The 21,871-nt window shown below is 58.0% G+C and carries 22 protein-coding genes and 1 other RNA gene; 7 read left to right on the top strand and 16 right to left on the bottom strand.

Features of this window, described 5'->3' with window-relative positions:
• Positions 1 to 36: 36 nt before the first annotated feature.
• From msrA to sdhC, 7 genes are all read right to left on the bottom strand, one after another.
• Complete coding sequence (gene msrA / locus F0155_RS06550) at positions 37 to 681, bottom strand: peptide-methionine (S)-S-oxide reductase MsrA (protein ID WP_150523695.1); 645 nt, start codon at positions 679 to 681, stop codon at positions 37 to 39.
• A 115-nt stretch (positions 682 to 796) separates the two neighbouring features.
• Positions 797 to 2,236 (bottom strand): cell envelope integrity protein CreD, encoded by a 1,440-nt coding sequence (creD, locus tag F0155_RS06545; RefSeq protein ID WP_150523694.1) that lies wholly within the window; start codon positions 2,234 to 2,236, stop codon positions 797 to 799.
• Positions 2,237 to 2,759: 523 nt separating this feature from the next.
• Positions 2,760 to 3,542 carry a succinate dehydrogenase iron-sulfur subunit gene (locus F0155_RS06540; RefSeq protein WP_150523693.1) on the bottom strand — a complete coding sequence of 261 codons (783 nt, stop codon included), beginning with the start codon at positions 3,540 to 3,542 and terminating at the stop codon, positions 2,760 to 2,762.
• Between the two features lie 55 nt (positions 3,543 to 3,597).
• Positions 3,598 to 4,437, bottom strand: coding sequence for an FkbM family methyltransferase (locus tag F0155_RS06535; RefSeq protein WP_208999161.1), 840 nt, complete (start codon positions 4,435 to 4,437; stop codon positions 3,598 to 3,600).
• 19 nt (positions 4,438 to 4,456) lie between these two features.
• Positions 4,457 to 6,283 (bottom strand): succinate dehydrogenase flavoprotein subunit, encoded by a 1,827-nt coding sequence (gene sdhA / locus F0155_RS06530; RefSeq protein WP_150523691.1) that lies wholly within the window; start codon positions 6,281 to 6,283, stop codon positions 4,457 to 4,459.
• Positions 6,284 to 6,288: 5 nt separating this feature from the next.
• Positions 6,289 to 6,672, bottom strand: coding sequence for a succinate dehydrogenase, hydrophobic membrane anchor protein (sdhD, locus tag F0155_RS06525; protein ID WP_150523690.1), 384 nt, complete (start codon positions 6,670 to 6,672; stop codon positions 6,289 to 6,291).
• Between the two features lie 11 nt (positions 6,673 to 6,683).
• Positions 6,684 to 7,082, bottom strand: coding sequence for a succinate dehydrogenase, cytochrome b556 subunit (gene sdhC / locus F0155_RS06520; protein WP_150523689.1), 399 nt, complete (start codon positions 7,080 to 7,082; stop codon positions 6,684 to 6,686).
• 305 nt (positions 7,083 to 7,387) lie between these two features.
• On the opposite strand from sdhC, the gene F0155_RS06515 reads away from it, so the two are divergent.
• Positions 7,388 to 8,095, top strand: a complete 708-nt coding sequence (locus tag F0155_RS06515) for an MIP family channel protein (protein WP_150523688.1) — start codon at positions 7,388 to 7,390, stop codon at positions 8,093 to 8,095.
• A 60-nt stretch (positions 8,096 to 8,155) separates the two neighbouring features.
• Here F0155_RS06515 and F0155_RS06510 read toward each other — a convergent pair whose 3' ends face one another.
• From F0155_RS06510 to F0155_RS06500, 3 genes are all read right to left on the bottom strand, one after another.
• Complete coding sequence (locus F0155_RS06510) at positions 8,156 to 8,959, bottom strand: EI24 domain-containing protein (protein WP_150523687.1); 804 nt, start codon at positions 8,957 to 8,959, stop codon at positions 8,156 to 8,158.
• Between the two features lie 80 nt (positions 8,960 to 9,039).
• The gene (locus F0155_RS06505) at positions 9,040 to 9,945 is read right to left on the bottom strand and encodes a glutaminase (protein WP_150523686.1); all 906 of its coding nucleotides are present in this window, start codon (positions 9,943 to 9,945) and stop codon (positions 9,040 to 9,042) included.
• A gap of 34 nt (positions 9,946 to 9,979) precedes the next feature.
• On the bottom strand, positions 9,980 to 10,648 hold the full coding sequence (locus F0155_RS06500) for a sulfate transporter family protein (RefSeq protein ID WP_150523685.1): 669 nt from the start codon (positions 10,646 to 10,648) through the stop codon (positions 9,980 to 9,982).
• 140 nt (positions 10,649 to 10,788) lie between these two features.
• Between F0155_RS06500 and F0155_RS06495 the strand changes: the two genes are divergently transcribed.
• Positions 10,789 to 11,250, top strand: a complete 462-nt coding sequence (locus F0155_RS06495; protein WP_342212473.1) for a DUF1801 domain-containing protein — start codon at positions 10,789 to 10,791, stop codon at positions 11,248 to 11,250.
• Here the strand turns inward: F0155_RS06495 and recR are convergent.
• The 4 genes from recR to ffs all read right to left on the bottom strand — a co-directional run bounded on the left by recR (position 11,247) and on the right by ffs (position 14,535).
• Positions 11,247 to 11,855 (bottom strand): recombination mediator RecR, encoded by a 609-nt coding sequence (recR, locus tag F0155_RS06490; RefSeq protein WP_150523683.1) that lies wholly within the window; start codon positions 11,853 to 11,855, stop codon positions 11,247 to 11,249. The genes F0155_RS06495 and recR overlap by 4 nt on opposite strands.
• A 160-nt stretch (positions 11,856 to 12,015) precedes the next feature.
• Positions 12,016 to 12,336, bottom strand: a complete 321-nt coding sequence (locus tag F0155_RS06485) for a YbaB/EbfC family nucleoid-associated protein (RefSeq protein WP_150523682.1) — start codon at positions 12,334 to 12,336, stop codon at positions 12,016 to 12,018.
• A gap of 113 nt (positions 12,337 to 12,449) precedes the next feature.
• A complete protein-coding gene (locus F0155_RS06480; protein ID WP_150523681.1) occupies positions 12,450 to 14,300 on the bottom strand; it encodes a DNA polymerase III subunit gamma/tau in 1,851 nt (616 codons plus the stop codon).
• Between the two features lie 137 nt (positions 14,301 to 14,437).
• Positions 14,438 to 14,535: signal recognition particle sRNA small type (gene ffs, locus F0155_RS06475), an RNA gene on the bottom strand.
• Positions 14,536 to 14,701: 166 nt separating this feature from the next.
• On the opposite strand from ffs, the gene F0155_RS06470 reads away from it, so the two are divergent.
• The 5 genes from F0155_RS06470 (at position 14,702) to F0155_RS06450 (ending at position 19,026) form a co-directional block, all read left to right on the top strand.
• Positions 14,702 to 15,106: an HIT domain-containing protein gene (locus F0155_RS06470; RefSeq protein ID WP_150523680.1), complete on the top strand. Its 405-nt coding sequence runs from the start codon at positions 14,702 to 14,704 to the stop codon at positions 15,104 to 15,106.
• A gap of 141 nt (positions 15,107 to 15,247) precedes the next feature.
• Complete coding sequence (nudC, locus tag F0155_RS06465; protein WP_208999160.1) at positions 15,248 to 16,204, top strand: NAD(+) diphosphatase; 957 nt, start codon at positions 15,248 to 15,250, stop codon at positions 16,202 to 16,204.
• Between the two features lies 1 nt (position 16,205).
• Positions 16,206 to 16,784: a histidine phosphatase family protein gene (locus F0155_RS06460; RefSeq protein WP_150523679.1), complete on the top strand. Its 579-nt coding sequence runs from the start codon at positions 16,206 to 16,208 to the stop codon at positions 16,782 to 16,784.
• Between the two features lie 83 nt (positions 16,785 to 16,867).
• On the top strand, positions 16,868 to 18,067 hold the full coding sequence (locus F0155_RS06455) for a lytic murein transglycosylase (protein WP_150523678.1): 1,200 nt from the start codon (positions 16,868 to 16,870) through the stop codon (positions 18,065 to 18,067).
• 389 nt (positions 18,068 to 18,456) lie between these two features.
• A complete protein-coding gene (locus F0155_RS06450) occupies positions 18,457 to 19,026 on the top strand; it encodes a hypothetical protein (RefSeq protein ID WP_150523677.1) in 570 nt (189 codons plus the stop codon).
• Positions 19,027 to 19,078: 52 nt separating this feature from the next.
• On the opposite strand, the gene F0155_RS06445 is transcribed toward F0155_RS06450, so the two are convergent.
• The gene (locus F0155_RS06445) at positions 19,079 to 20,710 is read right to left on the bottom strand and encodes an ABC transporter ATP-binding protein (RefSeq protein ID WP_150523676.1); all 1,632 of its coding nucleotides are present in this window, start codon (positions 20,708 to 20,710) and stop codon (positions 19,079 to 19,081) included.
• A gap of 10 nt (positions 20,711 to 20,720) precedes the next feature.
• Positions 20,721 to 21,869 (bottom strand): ABC transporter permease, encoded by a 1,149-nt coding sequence (locus F0155_RS06440; RefSeq protein WP_150523675.1) that lies wholly within the window; start codon positions 21,867 to 21,869, stop codon positions 20,721 to 20,723.
• Between the last annotated feature and the right edge of the window lie 2 nt (positions 21,870 to 21,871).

Here is a 21,871-nt window from a genome sequence, read left to right as displayed (position 1 = left end):
TGGAAAAGGTCGCCTCAAGGGCGGCCTTTTTTTGTTTCAGGAGCCTGCTTTCGGGAGCCCCTTGTAGGCTTCCCCGCCCCAGATACGTTTGACTGTCTGATCACGCCCGCAAGCCTTGCGATAGCCCTTGTAGGCCTTCGCCCGGGTGACATAGCCGAAGCGCGTCAACGTACGCTCCTCACTCTTGTAATAGCCCTGATGATAATCCTCGGCGGGCCAGAACTTCCCGGCGCCCTCCACCGGTGTAACAATCTTGCGGCCAAGGGCCTTTTCAGCGTCGGCCACAGCTGTTTTTGCCGCTTTGGCCTGAGCATCATTGAGCGAATGAATTGCAGAAGAATATCCGCGACCCCGATCGCAGAACTGACCACCCGCATCGGTTACATCAATGGTCCGCAGGAAGACGGCTGTCAGATCCTTGTAGCTGATCTTGCTTTCGTCGAAATCCACCTTGACCACTTCGCGGTGGCCACCGTCGATATAGGTCTTGTAGGTGGGGTTCTGGGACTTGCCGCCCGCATAGCCTGAAACGACATCCCGAACGCCGGGAAGCTTTTCAAGATCCGACTCAACGCACCAGAAGCAACCACCGGCGAAGATCGCCGTTTCTGCCTTTGCGGCTACGGAAAGTCCAGTTGTGCCCAACGCCAATCCGGCCATGAGAACTGCCAGCGTCTTCATCGGTCTTTCTCCAAGATCTGATCTCTTTCCACAAACCTAGTACAGAACGGGCGGGAGGCAACTCAACTCACCCCCGCCCGTAAGCACAACTATGTGAGGTTTCGGCGAGGCCAGACTACGCCAGCGCGCCCTGTGGTGCCTTTCGCCCTCCGGCCCAGTCGACCCGGTTGGTACCGAACATGGTTACACCGAGGGCGATGAAGGCGATGACAGACCCGATCAGGAGTGCGTAGTCCTGTTCGCGCATGATGGCATAGAGCACCCCATAGACCGCACCGATGACCAACACCATGATCCCGGCAGCCATCTTGCTTTTCAGCGCCGACCCCACATAAGCCGCGATCAGTCCGGTAGCTGCAGCGGCGGCCACGACATAAGCCTTCGCATAGCCAATATGCTCGGAGAAGGCGAGCAGCATGACGTAGAACACGATGAGCGCCATGCCGGTCAGGCCATACTGGATCCAGTGCATGCTCCAGCCGGAGCGCATTTCCAACAGGAATACAGCCATGAATGTGAGGCCGATGAAGCCGACCGCGTATTTGAGCGATCTTGAAATTGTCTGGTAGAAATTGACCGGTTCGACAAACTCAACGCCCATCAGTCGGCCTGTCAGCGGCAGACTGGTCGTCTCGACAACCTTCGGCAGGCCGCGTGCCAGATACGGAATGGACCAATCAGCTGAAAACCCCTTGTCCGAAATTTCGCGGGTGTCGGGGAGATATGTTCCGGTAAACCCCGGATGCGGCCAGTCGGAGGAAAGAGTCAGTTTCGTGGTCTGACCGGCGGGAGCGACATACAGCGCGCTGGAGCCATTCAGCTTCAGATCAAGAGTGAAGGCAAAGCCCCGTTGCCAGTTTTCCTGCGGGATCGGAACCCCCATACCGGAGGAACCAAGGTTCTGGGACGGATGCTTGTAGGCCATCCTGTCTTCGGACGTCATCCCATACAGACCCGGCTCGAAAGGCACCGTTTTGCCCGCAAACTTCAGGAAGACTTCGTTCTTCAGCGCCCGAATGTCCCCGATGCCGACCACCAAGGCCGCCTTGTCACCCTCGATCTGAATGGTCCCGCCATTCACGGCATCGAAGGTTCCCGGCGGGGGCGGTGCAAACTTGCCTGCAAGTTTTGCATCCAGCTTGTAGACCGGCAGCGTGTAGATGGAGCGCTTGCGTTCCTCCACAGCAACATCGCCCGAGAAATCGAGTGTTTCGGGAAAGAGGACCGCCGTCCGACGCCAGATCTTTTCTTCCTGCTTGCGCCCTTCTCCGATAATTTTCGTCTCGATGAACGGAACAATCAAATAAGGGCCGTTGACGGTCTGCGTCCCGCCCCAGGATTGGGCTATGTCACCGGCAACATCGCGCGCCCGGTCCGCCCGTTCCTCCACAAGCACCCAGACGAAAGTGCTCGGAATCAGCAACAGCATCCCGATGACGCCGATGAGAAACAATTTCACGGATGGCAGGCTGGTGAATCCCCCCACCTTCCTTTGCACCGAACTGACCGTGCTGGAAGCCACAGTCTCGCTGCTCTCATCATGTGTATCCGACATGGATATTCCCTCTCTTTTTACCCAGGGGAATTTCACGACATGGATGAGCAGTTTTTCTGCAGATTTTTTGAATTCTTGAAGGTGTTATCCGGGCGGAAGTTTGGAGCCGATCGTTTGTTGGAATGTTTATCTTTTACATTCATTTGCCACGTACGGCGGAATGAAACAGCCGACTATGGGTAAGCAAGTTAGTGCTGTAAAAATATCCCGCGTACCGACATCCAGTATCGTCTTCGGGTCGTGACGACTTCTGGCCATATAAATGGTTATGTCCAACTGAACATCATGGAAGAGTGGCTCGATATTCAACCATTCACAGCGAGTATAAATATAGTCTTCATCCCAATCTCGCGCGATTGGTGCGTTGAATTGGAATACCAATGCGATGCACACATAAATTGCTGCCGCGGGAAAAACAAAAATTACTAACTTTCGCACCAACCCCTCCAACAGTGACTTACCACCATAACAAAAAACCGCCCCGGAGGGCGGTTTCGATAGTTGGTGCGAAGGTCGAAAAAATTCAAACGCGGCGTTCGACCAGCATCTTCTTGATTTCGGCGATTGCCTTGGCCGGGTTCAAGCCCTTCGGGCAGGCCTGGGAACAGTTCATGATCGTGTGGCAGCGGTAGAGGCGGAACGGATCTTCCAGATCGTCCAGACGCTCGCCGGTAGCCTCGTCACGGCTGTCGATCAGCCAACGATAAGCCTGCAGCAGGATGGCCGGGCCAAGATAGCGGTCGCCATTCCACCAATAGGACGGGCAGGAGGTGGAGCAGCAGGCGCAGAGAATGCACTCGTAGAGTCCGTCGAGCTTTGCCCGGTCTTCATGCGACTGACGCCATTCCTTTTCCGGGGTCGGCGTCGTTGTCTTCAGCCACGGCTCGATGGAACGGTGCTGCGCATAGAAGCGGGTAAGATCCGGAACAAGATCCTTGACCACCGGCATGTGCGGCAGCGGGTAGATCTTGACGATGTCACCGGCAACCTCGTCCGTGCCCTTGGTACAGGCGAGGGTGTTTGTGCCATCGATGTTCATTGCGCAGGAACCGCAAATCCCTTCACGGCAGGACCGGCGGAATGTCAGGGTCGGATCGATCTTGTTCTTGATGTAGATGAGGCCATCGAGAACCATCGGGCCGCAATCATCCTTGTCGACAAAATATGTGTCGACGCGCGGGTTTCGGCCATCGTCCGGATTCCAGCGATAGATCCGGTATTCGGTGAAGTTGGTGGCCCCTTCCGGCTTCGGCCAGACCTTACCTTCCGTCACCTGGGAATTCCGGGGAAGCGTCAGCTGAACCATTTTTCAAAGCTCCGCGTTTGGGCCCTTCTTCGCGTCCGGGCCAATGCATGAAGTGTCAGCCTTGCAGCTCGAACACCATATTGTCTTCAGTTTCACCTGCCAGCCCATATCCAAGGTCCGCCAGAACGGGCAGGCAGTCCTCGGCCCAATGGGACCGGCAATTCGTCTCGATCAGGATAACCCTCGGCCAGAGCGCCTTGTCTGCACTGCGCAGAAAGGGCAGCAGCACACGGTCCTCAAAGCCCTCGACATCCACCTTCAGGATATCGACCCGGTCCAGTCCCTTATCCGCCAGAACCGACTGCAGCGGTTTGACCTCCACATCCCGCGGAGACCAGTCGCCGGCCCATTCACCGGTTGTCAGGTCCTCGACAAGGGTTGCGAAGCCGCAATTGCTCGGCTCCAGCCAAAGGGACAGCGTGCCTTCTTCGGCCCCGACCGCCACATTGACCAGCTCGACATCAACCGGGCTGTTCGCCGCGATGTTGAAGGCCAGCTTGCTGGCGGTCTCCGGATTGGCCTCCACGGCCACCACCTTTGCACCGGCATTCGCGGCAAAGAGGGTGTAGGAACCGATATTGGCGCCAACATCCACAAAGACCTTGCCAGCCGACAGGTAGGGCCTCAGCAGCTTGTGCTCGGCCCTTTCCGGCAAGCGGCCCTTGGAGAGGATCTTCCGGTCATCATAGTTCTGGCCCGGATAGAGCCGGAATTTGAGACCGTCCGCTTCCGCGTCGTAGGGACCTTGAAAGAGGCGGGCAACCAGCGACCGGATGCGCTTGCGCAGTCCCTTGGACAGGTCATGCCGGTCCGCCAGCCGCCAGGCCGCGCGAACCAGCCCCTCGGCACGGTAGGTGCCGAAAGGACTTGTCGTATCAAGAAGGGTACTGCTCACGCTCACTCCCGGCTGCTCCTTAGTAGACGCGCGCCTTAGGCGCGATCTTCTTCGGATCGATGCCGCCATCCTCGTACTTGGTCAGCGGGTCGAGAACGACCGGACGGTAGTCCAGCTTCACGTTGCCAGCCTCGTCTACCCAGCTGAGGGTGTGCTTGCGCCACTCGTCGTCGTTTCGGCCACCCAGAGGACCATCCTTGTAGTCCTCGCGTGCATGGGCACCGCGGCTTTCCTTGCGGGCTTCCGCGCCATAGACGGTGGTGATGGCATTTGCCATCAGGTTTTCCAGCTCCAGCGTCTCGACGAGATCGGAGTTCCAGATCATGGACCGGTCGGAAACCTTCAGGTCCTTCATCTCGCTCCAGATCGCGCTCATGCGCTTGCAGCCCTGTTCCAGGCTTTCCTGTGTCCGGAAAACGGCTGCGTCTTCCTGCATGGTGCGCTGCATCTTGTCGCGAAGATCGGCCGTCGGAGTTCCGCCGTTTGCGTTCCGCAGACGATCGAAGCGATCCATGATCTTCTCACAGGACGCTTCGCTCGGACGCGGGGTGGCTTCCTTGGGATCAACCACCTGACCTGCGCGGATCGCCGCTGCACGGCCAAACACCACAAGGTCGATGAGAGAGTTGGAGCCAAGACGGTTTGCGCCGTGTACCGAGGCACAGCCAGCTTCACCAACAGCCATCAGGCCCGGCTGGATGCGGTTCGGGTTTTTGCCGTCCGCGTTCAGCACTTCACCCCAGTAGTTGGTCGGCACGCCGCCCATGTTGTAGTGAACGGTCGGCAGAACCGGGATCGGTTCCTTGGTCACATCCACGCCGGCAAAAATCTTGGCCGATTCGGAAATGCCCGGCAGACGCTCTGCCAGCATGGCCGGATCAAGGTGATCCAGGTGCAGGAAGATGTGGTCCTTGTTCTTGCCGACACCGCGGCCTTCGCGGATTTCCATGGTCATGCAGCGTGAGACAACGTCGCGGGATGCCAGATCCTTGGCAGACGGTGCGTAGCGCTCCATGAAACGCTCACCTTCGGAGTTGACGAGGTAACCGCCTTCACCGCGAGCGCCTTCCGTGATCAGACAGCCGGAGCCGTAGATCCCGGTCGGGTGGAACTGCACGAATTCCATGTCCTGCATCGGCAGGCCCGCACGAGCGACCATGCCGCCGCCATCACCGGTACAGGTGTGGGCCGACGTTGCAGAGAAATAGGCGCGGCCATAACCACCGGTCGCCAGAACGACCATCTTGGCGGCGAAACGGTGGATCGTGCCGTCGTCAAGGTTCCACGCGATCACGCCTTGGCACACGCCATCATCGGACATGATCAGGTCGAGCGCAAAATACTCGATGTAGAATTCCGCGTTGTTGCGCAGCGACTGGCCATAGAGCGTGTGCAGGATGGCGTGACCGGTCCGGTCGGCCGCCGCACAGGTGCGCTGCACCGGAGGGCCTTCGCCGTAGTTCTGCATGTGACCGCCGAACGGGCGCTGGTAGATTTTGCCGTCTTCGGTGCGCGAGAACGGAACGCCATAATGCTCCAGCTCGTAAACGGCGGCCGGAGCTTCACGGGCAAGGTATTCCATGGCGTCGGTGTCTCCAAGCCAGTCGGAGCCCTTCACCGTGTCGTACATGTGCCATTCCCAGCTGTCCGGCGTCATGTTCTTCAGGGAAGCGGCAATACCGCCCTGAGCCGCAACAGTGTGGGAGCGTGTCGGGAACACCTTGGTGATACACGCCGTGCGCAGGCCCTGCTCGGCCATGCCGAGGGTTGCGCGCAGACCAGCACCACCGGCACCGACCACGACCACGTCATAAGTGTGGTCGATAAATTCGTAGGTCTTGGCCATTCGGGTCAGCCTCCAAAGCCAATCTTGAGGACGGCAAATACCGTGCCGAAACCGATGATCGAGCAGAAGAAGATATTGGCGAGAACCGCCAGAACCTTCGTTCCCTCGGAATGAATGTAGTCTTCGATGATCACCTGCATGCCGAGCTTCATGTGATAGACGCCGGAGAGGATGACCAGCAGCAGGAGAATCGCCACCAGCGGGTTCTGCAAGGCTGCCACCAGCTCTTCATGGCTGCTGCCCTGCAGGGAAATCACCAGAATGACGAAGAAGGAAATCAGGAAAACGTTGGCCACAGCGGTGACCCGCTGGCGCCAGAAATGCTCCGTACCGTCCTTTGCGGAACCAAGGCCACGAACCTTGGCAAGGGGTGTGCGCATGTCTTTCATGGTCGTCTCCCTCAGCGAACCGCGTAGCCGATGATCCAGAGCAGGATCGTCAGGCTGACAGAACCGATAATCGTTGCCCGGGCAAGCCATTCACGAGTTTCGCGCCCAAAGCCCGCTCCCATGTCCCAGATGAAATGGCGAATGCCGCCGAGCATGTGATGCACCAGTGCCCAGGTGAAGCCGAAAAGCACAAGCCGACCAAGGAACGAGCCGTAGATGCCATTGACGAAATCAAAGTAAGCCGGGCCGGCAGCAGCTGCGATCAGCCACCAGGCCAAAAGAAGGGTGCCGAAATACAATGCCGCACCGGTAATGCGGTGCAGGATCGACATGACCATGGTCAGGATCGGCTTGTAAATCTGCAGGTGAGGCGAGAGCGGGCGGTTGCCACGCAAGTCCGCGTTCGACATGGATGATCTCTCCCGTGCGACGCCCACTTCCGTTTACGTAATGGTAAGAAGTTCAAGGCGTTGTCTGGAAGGGTTCTAGCGCTATCAACCCGCTTCGTCAAAGCTCTTGGCATAGGAAAATGGTTGGTTTCCTTTCCCAATTGCGAATTTGAGCAGGATCATATCCACCGCTGATTGTTTTCACGCTGGATATAGCTCTTTTCACATTGCCCGAATTATGCCTTTTTTTACCATGCGTAATCGCCTCGATCGACGGAAATTCTGGCGGGCCGCTTCGATCAAGCAAATAACAACGGAGCTAGGCCATGAAAAAAGCAGTGGCAGAATTTATCGGTACCATGACCCTCGTCTTGTTCGGCTGTGGAGCAGCCGTAATAGCCGGAATGGGAACAGGGGCTACCTCTATCGACATACTTGGCATTTCCTTCGCATTCGGTCTGTCGATCGTCGCGATGGCCTACGGGATCGGCAAGATTTCCGGTTGCCACATCAACCCGGCAGTCAGCGTCGGCGTCTTCATGGCAGGCAGAATGTCCGCCGGTGACCTCGTGACCTATGTGATTGCCCAGGTGCTGGGTGCCATTGCAGGCGCAGCGATCCTCTATCTGATTCTCAGCGGCAAGGCTGGCGGATGGGATGGCGGCCTCGGACAGAACGGCTGGGGTGCCGGGTATCTCGGCGAATATGACATGACGTCGGCCCTTGTGTTCGAAATCGTCGCGACCTTCCTTTTCCTCGTCTGTATCCTCGGTGTGACGCAGAAGGGGGCTCCGGCTCACCTTGCAGGACTTGCCATCGGCCTGACGCTCGTCGTGATCCACATTGTCGGTATCAACGTGACCGGCGTGTCGGTCAACCCGGCTCGGTCCATCGGCCCGGCGATCATCGGCGCCGCCACCAATCCGGGCGCACTTGCACAAGTGTGGCTGTTTATCGTCGCGCCAATTATCGGCGGAGCGCTGGCCGGCGTCCTCTTCCGTGAAGGCGGCGTTCTGGACGCAAGTGACGACTGATACCGACGGATCTTCGATCTTCTCAGCCCTGCGACCTTCCGGCCGCGGGGCTTTTTTCATTCAGGAGCCGGACCGGGGCCTGTCCCATGGTCCTTCAACCCAATCCCGCTGCGGGGCATCTTCTTTTTCTACTGCCTCCGACACCATGCCTTCCCGCTCGCGCCTTGCTGCCCAAGCCTTCTCGGCAAGCTGATGATAAAAGTTCACCATCAGGCTCACCGCATAGACATGCGCGAACAGACCGAGCCAAGGCACAAGAAACAGCATTGAGGCCGCGCTTCCATAGAAGTGGGTCACCATGCGGTTCCGGCGATAGATCGCTTCCGCATCTGCTTGCGAGTGGTGGCGCCGGGCAACAAGCAGGAATGCCTCCTTGCCGAGAAGCCTGCCATTGATCGCGACAAAAACGCCTGCCCCGACAAATGGCCCTGCCAGCAGTGTCACAAACACACCTATCAGCGCCATTATGCCTGTGATGACGATGGCACCAACCGCGCGCAGCACCTTTGACCGCGTGTCTGGCAGTCTGCTGCCAGCAACATCCGGATAATACTTGCGCTCGAACCCTTCTGCGAGGTCGGCGGAATAGAGAACAGCCAGCAGGATTGAAGCCGGGAGCAACGCATAACCGAACACGAACCCGATGGAAATCAACCCCATGAAATTCATCAGCAGGGTGATGACAAAAATGACCGCGGTTTCCAACCAGTCACGCTGGGGAAAGGCCCCATAGTTGAAATAGAGGTTGAACAACAGCCCCAGAACACTGACGATTGCGATGGTCCTGAACCCCCAGACGAGAGTCTGTCCGACGGTACCTACCCCGATGGCCGAAAAGGACTGAAACAAACTTTTGACGATCACACTGCACTGCCTTTTATCGCAATGCCGCGGACACTAGCGCGAATATCGGAATCTCCAGTTAACGCCGCGTTTTCCGGCTCTTAACCAAAAACCGACCAGCCGGTCTTCCGGGCTAGTTCGGCCATGGCTTCGGTGCCCCGCTTGGAATTGCCGTAAGCGTTCAACCCCGGCGACCAGACCGCAATAGAGGCGCGTCCCGGCGCGATGACGAGAATCCCTCCGCCTACACCACTCTTGCCCGGCAGGCCCACCTCGAACGCGAAGTCGCCGGACCCGTCATAGTGACCGCAGGTCATCATGAGCGCGTTGATGCGACGTTTGCGCTGGTGAGACAAAAGCGAAGGCAGACCCTCGGCATCCAGCAGAATGCGACCTGCAAGCGCCAGCTGGACAGTCGTCATTTCGATGGCGCACTGATGGCAATAGGTTCCCAGCACGTGCTCGGGTGTATTGGTAAGGTTGCGGTGGGAGGCCAGATAATGCGCCAGCGCAAAATTCCGGTGTGCCGTGTCCAGCTCTGAATGGGCGACGCTCTCGTCGATATGAATGTCATCCCGATCAGAGGCCGCACGCACAAACCGCAGCAGGGCACCCAAGGCTTCACGCGGCGTCGAACAATTCAAAAACGTATCTGTGGTGACCAGAGCGCCGGCATTGATGAAGGGATTGCGGGGAACTCCGTTCTCGCGCTCCAGCAACAAGACGGAATCAAAGGACAATCCCGACGGCTCACGTCCGACCCGCTTCCATAAGGCATCCCCCACCTTGCCCAGCGCCAGCGCCAGAACGAAGACCTTGGAGATCGACTGGATGGAGAACGGCGTATCGCAATCGCCTGCCGAAAAGAGGCCGCCATCGGCAGTGGCAATGCTGATGGCAAACTGCTTCGGGTCAACCTTCGCCAATTCCGGGATATAGTCGGCGACCTTCCCCAGATCCGTCGCCTTCAGCGCGTTTGCGGCAATTTCATCGAGAATCTTCTGCATTGGCCCCTGCCTTACCCTGCGGGGCTGCAGAACGTCACATCGGGCGTCCCGATTCAAGCCGTTTGAAGACATGCATCATGAAAATGGTCGCAAAAATAGGGGTAATCAGATTGAGGATCGGCACGGCAAGCACGCCTGCGATCACCAGACCACCCATGAAGACCGTTCCGGCGCGCGCCTTGCGGAAACGACGCGCCTCGGCTGCCGACATGAACCGCATGGCTGCAAATTCGAAGAACTCCCGCCCGAGCAGATAGCCGTTGACGAGAAAGAAGGCGACCAGATTGATACCGGGAATAAGAAGCAGGAACAGCGCAAACAGGTTGCCGAGAATCACCACGCCGGTGAACTTGATCGTCTGCGTGATCGACTGACCAAGTGGCAGGGCTGTTCCGGGGCGGTCATTCGGATAGTCCTGCGCGTCCACAATGTCGGCAATCTGGTCCTGGAACAGGCCAGCAAAAAGGGCAGAGACCGGCGCAATCAGAAAGCCGAGACCAATCACCGCCCCAACACCAGTCAGGATCGAGAGAGCCGTTTCCAGCCACGGATAAGGCAGCGCCACAAACCCGGCGACCAACCCTTGCAAGCCGATCCAGATAAACAGCAGGATCGCCAGCGTGAACCCCAGCATCTTCCAGAAGATCGCCCGAAATGGCGGTTCGAAAACTTCACGAAATGCGCGAGAAGCGGAGGAGAGCATAACGGGCCTTTGTCAAACTGTACTGAAAGGGGAGATAAGTTTCTGTTTCGCGAACTACAACCTGTTCGGTCAAATTTGGATTGGGCCAACGATAGAACTCCCCGTGTCAGGAGAGATAGCCGAACACTCGCAAGGCGACTTTGCCTTTGCTATCTTCAATCCTAAATGACCCGCGAGGTTTTGAGTTGGTCACCTCTATAAAAAACACCAGTGTCGCGAGCGCCTTCGAAGTCTTTCCCTCCAAAGAGCGCGAAGGACTTCTGAAATTGCGTGCCCTCATATTCGAAACGGCAGCGGAGACTGAAGGGGTCGGACCGCTGGAAGAAACGTTAAAATGGGGGCAACCGTCCTATCTGACTTCCAAGACCAAGGCTGGCTCGACGATCAGGTTGGGACTGCCAAAAACGGGCGGGTATGCCCTCTACACCCATTGCCAAACCAGCCTGATGTCGGACTTCCAGACCCTGTTTCCTGACGACTTCGTTTTTGAAGGAAACCGCGCAATCCACTTCCAGCCAGAAGAAGAGCTTCCGACAGACAAGCTCCGGTTATTGATCAAGGCCGCACTGACCTATCATCTGAGCAAGACCCGAGGGGATTAAAATCGCGTCCGGGCCCGAAGGGCTTGAGCAAGCGTGCCTTCGTCGAGATAGTCCAGTTCGCCGCCAACCGGAACGCCGTGCGCCAGCCGTGTGACGTTGACGTTCAAATGGGCAAGCTGGTCCATCACGTAGTGGGCAGTCGTCTGCCCTTCGACCGTGGCATTGATCGCCAGAATGACTTCTTCCAGCTCTTCCGCCTCGCAGCGGGTAATAAGAGCTGCAAGATTGAGATCATCCGGTCCAATGCCGTCGAGCGGTGACAAAGTCCCGCCCAGCACATGATAGCAGGCGTTGATCGCGCCTGCCCGTTCCAGAGCCCAGAGATCTGCGACATCTTCCACCACGACCAGAACCTTCGGGTCGCGGCGCGGGTCGGAGCAAATGGCGCAGGGGTCGGACGTATCAACCGTGCCGCAATGGGAGCATATGCCGATCTTTTCGACCGCGATGCCCATGGCCTCGGCCAACGGAACCAGCAACTGATCCTTTTTCTTGATCAGGTGCAAGGCAGCGCGGCGGGCAGACCGGGGCCCCAGCCCCGGCAGCTTGGCCAGCAGCTGGATCAGACGTTCAATCTCCGGTCCCGCAACCTTCTTCTGCGCCATGCTTGCCTGCCTGATTCCCAAATTGATATCCCCTCATCCGGCCCTTTGGGCCACCTTCTCCCCAAGGGAGAAGGGATGCTCGATCCGCCACCTCTCCCTTGGGGAGAGGTCGGGTTTTAGCCCGGGTGAGGGGTAAAATGTGGCGAACGACCAACGGAACTCAGAACGGGAGTTTCATGCCCGCCGGGAGGCCGAGGCCACCCATCATGGCCTGCGTCTTTTCCTGAATGCCTGCATCGATCTTCACGCGGCCGTCGGTATGAGCGGCGATGATGAGGTCTTCGAGGATCTCAACGTCGTCTTCCTTGAAAAGGGATGGATCGATCTTGAGGCTTTTCAGCTCGCCCTTGCCGTTGAGAACCACTTTCACCAGACCGCCACCGGACGTGCCTTCAGCCTCGATCTCGGTGATCTGCTCCTGCAGGGAACCCATCTGTTCCTGCATTTGCTTGGCCTGTTTCATCATCTTCAGGAAGTCCATGGACCTCACTCCTGTTTTGCTGCGCCTGGGCGCAAGAAATCAAAATGTGCGCCTACATATCGGGTTTGCAGCCGGATCAGCAAGATCCGAGGGAAGAAATCGACTGTTCCCGATCAATCGTCGTCGTCGTCCCCGACGGCTTCATGCAGCAGCGGATCGATGATGGGTGCGACATCCTCCTCGACTTCCTGAACCCGCACGTCGACCACCCGGGCACCGGGAAACTGACCGAGCAGCGCAGCGACCGTCGGATGGGACTTGGCATCCGAGACGAGCTGCGCCTGATTGGCCTCGCGTTCCTCATGGATTGTGGGCCGCCCGCCCGATTTGGCGACCGATACGATCCAGCGCATTTCGGTCCATTCGGTCAGCTTCCGGCCAAACTCGCCGGAAATGTCTGGCGGCGCATCTTCGGTTGGCTGGATTTCGATCCGCCCGACTTCAAACTTTACAAGCCGCATCTGGCGCTCAATGGCGACCTTCATTGGAATGTCGCGCTTTTCAGACGCCAGAACCGCGCAGTCCTGCAGGGAATGCAACGCCACCTTGGGGACTTGAACGGGGGGAGCTTGAACGGGAGGGGCCTGAAACGGCTCTTGACGGGCCTGCGCCACAGCATCCATCACCGGTTGGGGCTGAGGGGCTCCGCCCGCGATTGCCTTCAGTGCAGGCCGTCCACCTCCGCCGCCTGCCGCCATGGCAACCGGACCACCTGGACCACCGCCGCCCGTCATTGGCGCACCGCCGCCGGATGGGGCAGCTCCTCCTTGGCGAAGCAGAGCAAGCGCCTCGCCAGGATCCGGTAAATCCGCGGCATAGGCCAGTCGCACCAGAACCATGTCGGCAGCCGCCAGAGGTTTTGGCGCAGCCTGAACTTCCTGAACACCCTTCAAGAGGATTTGCCAGGCTCGGGACAGGATGCGAATGGAGAGTTTTTCGGCAAATTCACGCCCGCGAACACGCTCCACCTCGGTTACCGAAGCTTCATCCGCCGCCTTTGGAGCCACCTTCACGCGGGTGACGAGGTGGGTGAAGTCAGCCAGATCCGTCAGCACGATTGCCGGGTCGGCACCGACTTCATATTGCGCCTGCAGCTCGTCCATCGCTTCGGCAACGCGCCCGGCCATGACATGTTCAAAGAGATCAATGACCCGCGCCCGATCAGCGAGGCCGAGCATTTGTCGCAGATCCCCGGCTTCAACCGGACCGGACGCCCGCGCCATGGCCTGATCGAGCAGCGACAGAGAATCACGGGCCGAGCCTTCGCCTGCGCGTGCAATCAGCAGCAGCGCCTCGTCGGAAATCTGAATGTTCTCGGCGGCAGAAATCCGGCGCAGCAGGCCAACAAGCTTGGCCTGATCGATCCGCCTGAGGTCAAAGCGCTGGCAGCGCGACAGCACGGTGATCGGAACCTTGCGGATTTCGGTCGTCGCAAAGATGAATTTCACATGCTCGGGCGGCTCTTCCAGCGTCTTCAACAGGCCGTTGAAGGCAGCATTCGAGAGCATGTGCACTTCGTCGATGATGTAGACCTTGTATCGCGCCGTCGCCGGTCGGTAGCGCGACGCATCGATGATCTCGCGGATGTCTCCGATACCCGTATGGGAGGCGGCATCCATCTCGATCACATCGACATGGCGACCTTCCATGATGGCGCGGCAATGGGTGCCTTCCTGTGTCAGGCGCACCGTCGGCTTGTCCGCCTCGCCCGGAACTTCGTAGTTCAGGCCGCGCGCCAGAATGCGGGCGGTTGTCGTCTTGCCGACGCCGCGAACCCCGGTGAGCATCCACGCCTGAGCAATGCGCCCCGTGTCAAACGCGTTTTCCAGCGTCTGCACCATGGGCTCCTGCCCCACCAGATCCTCAAAGGTACTTGGTCGGTATTTGCGCGCCAGAACACGATAAGCGCCGCCATTGGCAGGCTTTTCTTTTTGCGGTGTATCGGGAAAGGCCATTTCATCCATGGCGGCACATTAGCTTGAATTGGAAGCCTATGTCGCGAGGCAATTTGATTTTTTTGTGCACCAAATCGGGCGCATGCGAACTTGTCCCCGCTGTCAACGGAGACAGATGCACAAGGGTCATGTCATGAAATGAAAAGGTGGGAGGCTGGCACGATGACCCGTGCCGGGACTCGTTAGGGCTGCTTCCTTCCGGACCTGACCCGGTTGGCGAGTGGCTCGTCCACCACCAACCTCCCGAGGGCCTTATATCAGGACAAGGTGGGGTCTTGGCAAGGGGGCCAGCCCAGTTTCTTTGCCCCTTTCAGGATGACATCCAATTTTACTCGCCATTTGTCCCGATGAACTGGTCAAGGCAGCGCCAAGCGGTGTAGCGTGCGGAACACTTGGTTCTCGGAGTTTCCATGTCGTCCTTTGACCTAAATCCCCGCATTGAAGGTGACAGCCTTTTTGTCACCGACCTTCCCCTTTCGACGGTGCGCCTGATGAAGGACGCCAATTATCCCTGGCTCTTGCTTGTCCCCCGCAAGAACGACCTGATCGAACTGATCGATCTGGATGCGGACGACCGGCACCAACTGATGGACGAAATCGCGCTGGCTAGCGAAGCGCTGAAATCCGCCACCAATTGCGAAAAACTGAATGTTGGTGCGCTTGGCAATCAGGTGTCGCAGCTTCATGTTCATGTGATAGCGCGCTTCCGGGAAGATGCGGCCTGGCCCGGGCCCGTCTGGGGTGTCGTTCCGGCCATCGCCTATGCCGAGGAAGCCCAGTCTCACCTGATCCGAAAGCTTCGTGAGCTTCTCTAGATCGGCGGGCGCTAAATCGGAATCGATTGAGCGCCCAAAGCTGGTCGATCCAGCAATGAACGAGCATCTTTGGACGTTTCCAACAAAACGCCCGATGCTCCAGGCCCCCTCCCCTCTTTCCGCTGCCCGCAAGGATGCACAATGACGGTTTCATCCCGTATGTCCCCGACTGGCCTTGATCAGTCCGCCATGAGTTTTCTGGAAAATACGCTGGACCGCATGGCCACCCGGCGCCCGGACAAGGCCTTTCTGGAAGCTCAACTGGATGCAGACACCGCGCGGGTGGTTCTTTCCACCCCGACCAAGCTGTTCCTGCCGGAGGGGTCGGAAGATGCCATCGGGCATCGCCTGGATATCGCCTTGAGCCTTGGCGCCAAACGCGAGGAGATGGTGTTTCTCGGCCAATTGCCGGACGGCAGCACCAGCTATTTCGCGACAACGGTGGACCTTGAGGAGGAGGAAGTTGCTCTCCTCGACGGGTTCAAGGTGATTGACCTGCGTACCCTCGCCCTTCAGGCCGAACTCTCCCCCAACCACCTTGGCATTCTTGCGCAAGCACGCGCGCTGATCCATTGGCACCGCACGCATCAGTTCTGCTCGCGCTGCGGGGACAAGACCCATATGGCGGAAGGTGGCTATCGACGCGACTGCCCTTCCTGCGAGGGACAACATTTCCCGAGAACCGACCCCTGTGTCATCATGCTGATCACCGATGGTGACCGCGCGCTCCTTGGCCGACCCCCACGCCTGATGGAGGGCGTCTACACCACGCTTGCCGGCTTCATGGAACCGGGAGAGACCATCGAACAAGCCGTGCGGCGTGAAACCATGGAAGAATCCGGCATTCGCGTCGGCAAGGTTGAACTGATCGCCAACCAACCCTGGCCGTTTCCGGCAAACCTCATGCTTGGCTGTGTTGGAGAAGCCCTGTCCTTCGACATCCACATCGAGGATGACGAGCTGGAAGCCTGCAAATGGTGCGACCGGGAGGAAGTGCGCCAGATGGTGAACGGCACGCACCCGGAAGGGCACATCATTCCCCCATCCATCTCCATTGCTCACGACCTCATCATGGGTTGGCTGGAGAAGCGCATCTGACATGACCTTTTGCGTCTATCTCACGCATCCGGAAGTGCGGATCGATCCTGACATCCCGGTTCCAGAGTGGGGCCTGTCCGAGATCGGGCGGCTCCGGGCTGAGAAAGCCCGGGAGTTGGGTTGGGCAAGCAGTATTGGACATGTTTTTTCAAGCGAAGAACGCAAGGCGATTGAAACGGCAGAGATCTTTGCTGCGCCTGTCGGCATTCCTGTCCAGATACGCCACGAATTTCACGAAAACGACCGGTCCGCGACAGGGTTTCTTCCACCAAAGGAATTTGAAGCCGTTGCGGATCTGTTTTTTTCAAATCCTGACGAGTCCATCCGTGGCTGGGAACGAGCAAGAGATGCACAGGCGCGTATTGTTGATGCTGTGTCAAAGACAGTCGCCAATTTGCCGGAAGAGGAACCCGTTCTGTTTTCTGGCCACGGTGGTGTCGGCACCTTGTTGAAGTGCCATTTGCTGGGGGTTCCCATCTCCAGGCGCCATGACCAAAATGGCGGCGGACACTATTTCGTTTTCAAGAAAACTGATCTGGCGACCCAATCTGCAGAGGCGCTCGACTGGATTCGCCTGTGACTTGAGGGAAGCCTCTGCCCCCGCCATCCCGACGCCATGTTAGTCTGGGAGAAGACATCAATACTGCCTTTTCGGAGCTGGACATGATCCGCCGCCTGCTTGTTGCCCTTGGTTTTTCGCTTGTTTCAAGCCTTGCCTTTGCCGGGCCGCATGATGCCGAGTTTCAGCGGTATCTGACGAACGAAGTGATACCGGCAGCCAAGGCGCAGGGGATTTCAGACAGCGTGCTCAAAAGGGAGCTGAGCGGTCTGACCCCGAACACCAAGCTCCCCGGCCTGATCGGTCCCTATGGCAAGGGCAACCCGCCAAAAGTCAACTTTCAGGCCGAGTTTCGCGCGCCTGCCAACTATTTTCGCGAAAGCCAATTCAACGCCCTTGTTGGTCCCGGACGCGCCTTGATGAACAAGCACGCCCGAACATTGGCGAAGATCGAGGCAACCTATGGCGTCCCCAAGGGGATCATTCTGGCCATCTGGGCGCGGGAATCGGGGTATGGCGGTGCCAAGATACCGCATGACGCCGTTGAGGTTTTGGCAACGCGCGCGTTCATGGGCGAGCGGCGAGACTTCTTCAAACAGGAGCTGATCAGCGCGCTGAAGATCCTTCAGGACGGACATATCTCACGTTCGTCAATGAAAAGCTCCTGGGGCGGAGCCATGGGACAACCCCAGTTCATGCCGTCCAGCTTTTTGAAATATGCAGTCGACTTCGACGGCGACGGGCGCCGTGATATCTGGCGGTCAGAGATCGATACGATGGCCTCCATCGCCAACTATCTCTCCCTGCACGGATGGGTGAAGGGCCGGGAGTGGGGCTTTGAAATCAATCTGCCGAACAGCGTTTCCTGCACGCGGGAAGGACCAGACAACCGGCAACCGATCTCCGCGTTTGTGGGCGAAGGTGTCACTCGGGTCAGTGGCCGCCCCTTTCCCTCCAACGAGGTGAATCAACCCGGAAACATCCTGCTGCCCGCCGGACGCTATGGCCCGGCCTTCATCGCGACCGAGAATTTCTATGTGATCAAGGAATACAACGAGTCCGACGCCTACGCCCTGTTCGTTGGCCATCTCGCCGACCGCTATGGCAGCAATTCCGGCTTCGTCGGCGAATGGAAGCCCACAAAGGCAACAACACGCGGCGCTGTTCGCACGTTACAGCAAAAGCTGGAAGCCAAGGGACATGATGTCGGCGGAGCCGACGGCCTGATCGGCTTCAAGACCCGCCGCTCCATCGGCAAGGATCAGGAAGCCGGTGGCTATTTTGCGACCTGCTGGATCGGGTAGTCCATTAAAAATTCAACTGCCAGAAGAACAGTTGTTATGGTTGCCGTAAGGTGAATATCCCAACCCTGATGCTTTTGACATTCCCTTTATCGATGTGGCGACTTTGAACCCGAAAATCGTCAAGGAAGCGCAGGATTCCAAGGGCGAGACAGATTACATATTCTCCAACTTCTAATCCGACGGCTTCTTCAGATCGAAGAAGCGCCCGGAACAGCCCCATCGCGAGGACTGTGGCATGACGCCGTCTCGGTTGCACGTATTATTCACACAGCTTATAGCGTCATTATTCTGACATAATTTTAATTTCTTATTGTTTTGCGATAATTTTTTGGAGCAAAATGATGTTTTTGTGCAAAATTGAAAACCGGGCTCTGCTCCTTTCAAGGACCATGGCCCTTTTTGCGACACTTGCCTTCCTGGCCGCTTGTGGGCACGTCCCTATGGCAAGCATTGAACGCCTTTCCAAAGTGGACATGCTACAAACAGACCCTGCCGCGATCCGCATAGCCGTAGCTTACCCAGATGCCCTTCGCGTGCCCAGACAGGGTGCAAAGCTTGAATTTGCGGCTCGAGTGGAAAACGCGACCAATGATCTGGTAAAAAAGACCTTTACCCTGGTGCCCGACCGGTCAGAAAGCGAAAGGGCTGAACTTGCCGGTTTGCTAAAGCCGGGAACACGGCTGGAAATATTCCGCCTTTCAAACAGGGATGTTCAAGACATGCGTTCGATCCAGCGGAGGCTGACAGCCCTAAAACAAACAAAAGGGAAAGCCGTGAAAGGCAGCATGGATGTCAGCCTTGCAGGATGTGAATCTTCAACCCCGCCGGCGGGCCCGATCCCGGTTTCAACGTTCATCAAGACTGCTGAACTTGGAGAATACATCACGCTGCTTCGCAATTATGATATTCGCAAGGTGATCACAGGCCCCGATGCAGTTGCGACACATGATTGCATCTGACAAGCGTGCAGATCCGGTTGCCGATCTTCGACAAGCCACAGCCCATTGAGCTCTATTCGCTAACAACGCCTTCTTCCGCTGTTTCCAGGCGGAAGGCCGCGGCCATGAGGGCTTTGGTATAGTCGGTTTGCGGGTTGTCGAAGACATCTGCTGCCAGTCCGCTTTCCACCACCTTGCCCTGCCGCATCACGACCACTTCGTTGGCGAGCGCCCGAACGACTTTCAGGTCGTGGGAGATAAAGAGGTAGGCAAGGCCGTGCTTTCTTTGCAAATCACGCAGCAAATCCACCACCTGAGCCTGAACGCTCATGTCGAGCGCGGAGGTTGGCTCGTCCAGCATGACGAATTTCGGCTCCAGCACCATGGCACGGGCGATTGAAATGCGCTGACGCTGACCGCCGGAAAATTCGTGCGGATAACGGTGCCGGGTTTCAGCATCAAGACCCACTTCCTCCAGCGCGCCTGCAACCTTTCGATCCCGTTCCTCGGCACTCAGCTGCGGAAAGTGAACCTGCAGGCCTTCGCCGACAATGTCGGCCACGGACATGCGGGGACTGAGCGCCCCGAATGGATCCTGAAACACGATCTGGATGTCCCGTCGCAGCGGGCGCATCTCCTTCCAAGAATTTTCCTGAATCTCCTGCCCCTTGAAAGCAATCCGGCCGGTGGATGAAATCATGCGCAGGAGCGCTAGGCCAAGAGTTGTCTTGCCAGACCCGCTTTCCCCCACGATCCCGAGCGTCTGACCTTCGCGAACCCTCACATCGATCCCGTCGACCGCCTTCACATGACCAACGGTCTTGCGCAGAAACCCGCGCTTGATCTGGAACCAGACCTTGAGGTCATCTGCCTCCATGACCACTGGACGGCTTTCGTCCTGCACCGGTGGCTGTCCCTTTGGCTCGGCAGCCAGAAGGTGCCTGGTATAAGGGTGCTGCGGATTGTCGAAGATTTCGCGCACCAAGCCTTGCTCAACAATTTCGCCTTTGGTCATCACGCAGACCCGGTCGGCGAATTTCTCCACAATGCCCAGATCATGGGTGATGAACAGCATGGCCATGCCCCGCTCGGCCTGCAATTCCTTCAGAAGCTTCAGGATCTGGGCCTGAACCGTGACATCAAGTGCGGTTGTCGGTTCATCAGCAATCAGGAGTTCAGGCTCATTGGCGAGCGTCATCGCAATCATGACGCGCTGGCGCTGGCCGCCTGACAGCTGGTGCGGATAGGAAGCAAGGCGGGTTTCCGGCTCCCGGATACCAACCTGGGTCAGAAGCTCCAGCACCCGTTCACGGGCGGCCGTGTCGCTCATGCCCCGGTGGATCTTGAGGATTTCCGACACCTGCCGTTCGACCGTATGGAGCGGGTTGAGCGAGGTCATCGGCTCTTGAAAGATCATCGAGATCTCGTTGCCGCGAACCTTGCGCATTTCGTTGTCGCTGGCCGACAGCAGGTCCTGCCCGCGAAACAGGATTTCGCCGGAGGGATGAGAAGCCGCAGGATATGGCAACAGTTTCAGGACAGAGAGCGCAGAGACGGATTTGCCCGAGCCGCTTTCGCCAACGAGGGCAACTGTCTCGCCCTTTTTGATGTTGAACGAAATACGGTTCACCGCTGTGCCGGTCCTGCCGCCCTGGGTGAAGGCGACGGAGAGATCCTTGACTTCAAGGAGCGTATCTTCAGACATCAACACCTCCTCAGGCCAGGCTCTTGCGCGGGTCGAAGGCATCGCGCACCGCTTCACCAATGAAAATCAACAAGCTCAGCATCAGCGAGATGACAATAAATCCGGTGATGCCAAGCCACGGGGCCTGAAGGTTGTTTTTGCCCTGCGCCAGCAATTCGCCAAGCGAGGCCGAGCCGGGTGGCAAGCCGAAACCGAGAAAGTCCAGTGCGGTTAGGGTCGAGATCGATCCGTTCAGGATGAAGGGCATGAAGGTGAGTGTTGCCACCATGGCATTCGGCAGGAGATGCCGCCACATGATCACCCGGTTGGAGACGCCCAGCGCCCGGGCGGCGGAAATATACTCAAAGTTTCGGCCACGCAGGAATTCTGCGCGAACCACGCCAACGAGCGCCACCCACGAGAAGGCCAGCAGGATCGTAAACAGGGTCCAGAAGCCCGGAGCAAGCACGGACGAGACGATCAGGATCAGATAAAGCGTCGGGATCGCGGTCCAGATTTCGATGAAGCGCTGGAAGATCAGGTCTACCCAGCCGCCATAAAAGCCCTGAACGGCCCCTGCTGCGATACCAATCACGGACGAGGCAAGCGTAAGCGCCAAGCCGAACAGAACAGAAATCCGGAAGCCGTAGACCAGACGGGCCAGAACGTCCCGGCCCTGATCATCGGTCCCGAGCCAGTTCCAGTTGCCGATGACGCAATTCGGATCCTCGACGCCCTGCGGATAGCGCGAGCACCGCTGTTCCTTGTCCATCGTCCAGGATGGGGGAGCTGGTGCCGGAACCGGGATTTCCTTGTTCACCGAGCGATAGGAATAGCGAACCGGCGGCCAGAGCATCCAGCCGTCGGCATTGATTTCTTCCTGAATGTAGGGATCTCGGTAATCGGTCACCGCGAGAAACCCGCCGAATTTTTCTTCCGGATATTCAATAAAGACCGGCAGCAGGAGCTCGCCCTTGTAGGAGACGAGAATAGGCCGGTCATTGGTCAAAAACTCTGCTCCCATGGCCAGAAAAAACAGCAGCAGGAAAATCCAAAGCGACCAGAAGCCGCGCCGATTGGCCTTGAAATTGGCAAGGCGACGCTGGTTGATCGGGCTGAGCCAAGGGCGCTTCGGAGCTGCGCTTGTCACTGGAAGTGGGGTGTCTGTCGAAACATTCATCG

The organism is Roseibium sediminis (genome assembly GCF_008711325.1).
Taxonomy (GTDB): Bacteria; Pseudomonadota; Alphaproteobacteria; order Rhizobiales; family Stappiaceae; genus Roseibium; species Roseibium sediminis.
Note: the sequence above shows the minus strand (reverse complement) of the source record. Positions and strands in the feature narration are given on the sequence as shown.

What these genes read in the sequence shown, in the direction of transcription:
- F0155_RS06500 (WP_150523685.1), bottom strand. Translation starts at nt 10,648, where the DNA reads ATGCTCTCCTCCGCTTCTCGCGCATTTCGTGAAGTTTTCGAACCGCCA.
- nudC (WP_208999160.1), top strand. Translation starts at nt 15,248, where the DNA reads ATGACGGTTTCATCCCGTATGTCCCCGACTGGCCTTGATCAGTCCGCC.
- creD (WP_150523694.1), bottom strand. Translation starts at nt 2,236, where the DNA reads ATGTCGGATACACATGATGAGAGCAGCGAGACTGTGGCTTCCAGCACG.
- F0155_RS06450 (WP_150523677.1), top strand. Translation starts at nt 18,457, where the DNA reads ATGGCCCTTTTTGCGACACTTGCCTTCCTGGCCGCTTGTGGGCACGTC.
- sdhD (WP_150523690.1), bottom strand. Translation starts at nt 6,672, where the DNA reads ATGAAAGACATGCGCACACCCCTTGCCAAGGTTCGTGGCCTTGGTTCC.
- F0155_RS06515 (WP_150523688.1), top strand. Translation starts at nt 7,388, where the DNA reads ATGAAAAAAGCAGTGGCAGAATTTATCGGTACCATGACCCTCGTCTTG.
- F0155_RS06540 (WP_150523693.1), bottom strand. Translation starts at nt 3,542, where the DNA reads ATGGTTCAGCTGACGCTTCCCCGGAATTCCCAGGTGACGGAAGGTAAG.
- F0155_RS06440 (WP_150523675.1), bottom strand. Translation starts at nt 21,869, where the DNA reads ATGAATGTTTCGACAGACACCCCACTTCCAGTGACAAGCGCAGCTCCG.
- F0155_RS06505 (WP_150523686.1), bottom strand. Translation starts at nt 9,945, where the DNA reads ATGCAGAAGATTCTCGATGAAATTGCCGCAAACGCGCTGAAGGCGACG.
- sdhA (WP_150523691.1), bottom strand. Translation starts at nt 6,283, where the DNA reads ATGGCCAAGACCTACGAATTTATCGACCACACTTATGACGTGGTCGTG.
- recR (WP_150523683.1), bottom strand. Translation starts at nt 11,855, where the DNA reads ATGGCGCAGAAGAAGGTTGCGGGACCGGAGATTGAACGTCTGATCCAG.
- F0155_RS06455 (WP_150523678.1), top strand. Translation starts at nt 16,868, where the DNA reads ATGATCCGCCGCCTGCTTGTTGCCCTTGGTTTTTCGCTTGTTTCAAGC.
- F0155_RS06480 (WP_150523681.1), bottom strand. Translation starts at nt 14,300, where the DNA reads ATGGATGAAATGGCCTTTCCCGATACACCGCAAAAAGAAAAGCCTGCC.
- F0155_RS06460 (WP_150523679.1), top strand. Translation starts at nt 16,206, where the DNA reads ATGACCTTTTGCGTCTATCTCACGCATCCGGAAGTGCGGATCGATCCT.
- F0155_RS06470 (WP_150523680.1), top strand. Translation starts at nt 14,702, where the DNA reads ATGTCGTCCTTTGACCTAAATCCCCGCATTGAAGGTGACAGCCTTTTT.
- F0155_RS06445 (WP_150523676.1), bottom strand. Translation starts at nt 20,710, where the DNA reads ATGTCTGAAGATACGCTCCTTGAAGTCAAGGATCTCTCCGTCGCCTTC.
- sdhC (WP_150523689.1), bottom strand. Translation starts at nt 7,082, where the DNA reads ATGTCGAACGCGGACTTGCGTGGCAACCGCCCGCTCTCGCCTCACCTG.
- F0155_RS06485 (WP_150523682.1), bottom strand. Translation starts at nt 12,336, where the DNA reads ATGGACTTCCTGAAGATGATGAAACAGGCCAAGCAAATGCAGGAACAG.
- msrA (WP_150523695.1), bottom strand. Translation starts at nt 681, where the DNA reads ATGAAGACGCTGGCAGTTCTCATGGCCGGATTGGCGTTGGGCACAACT.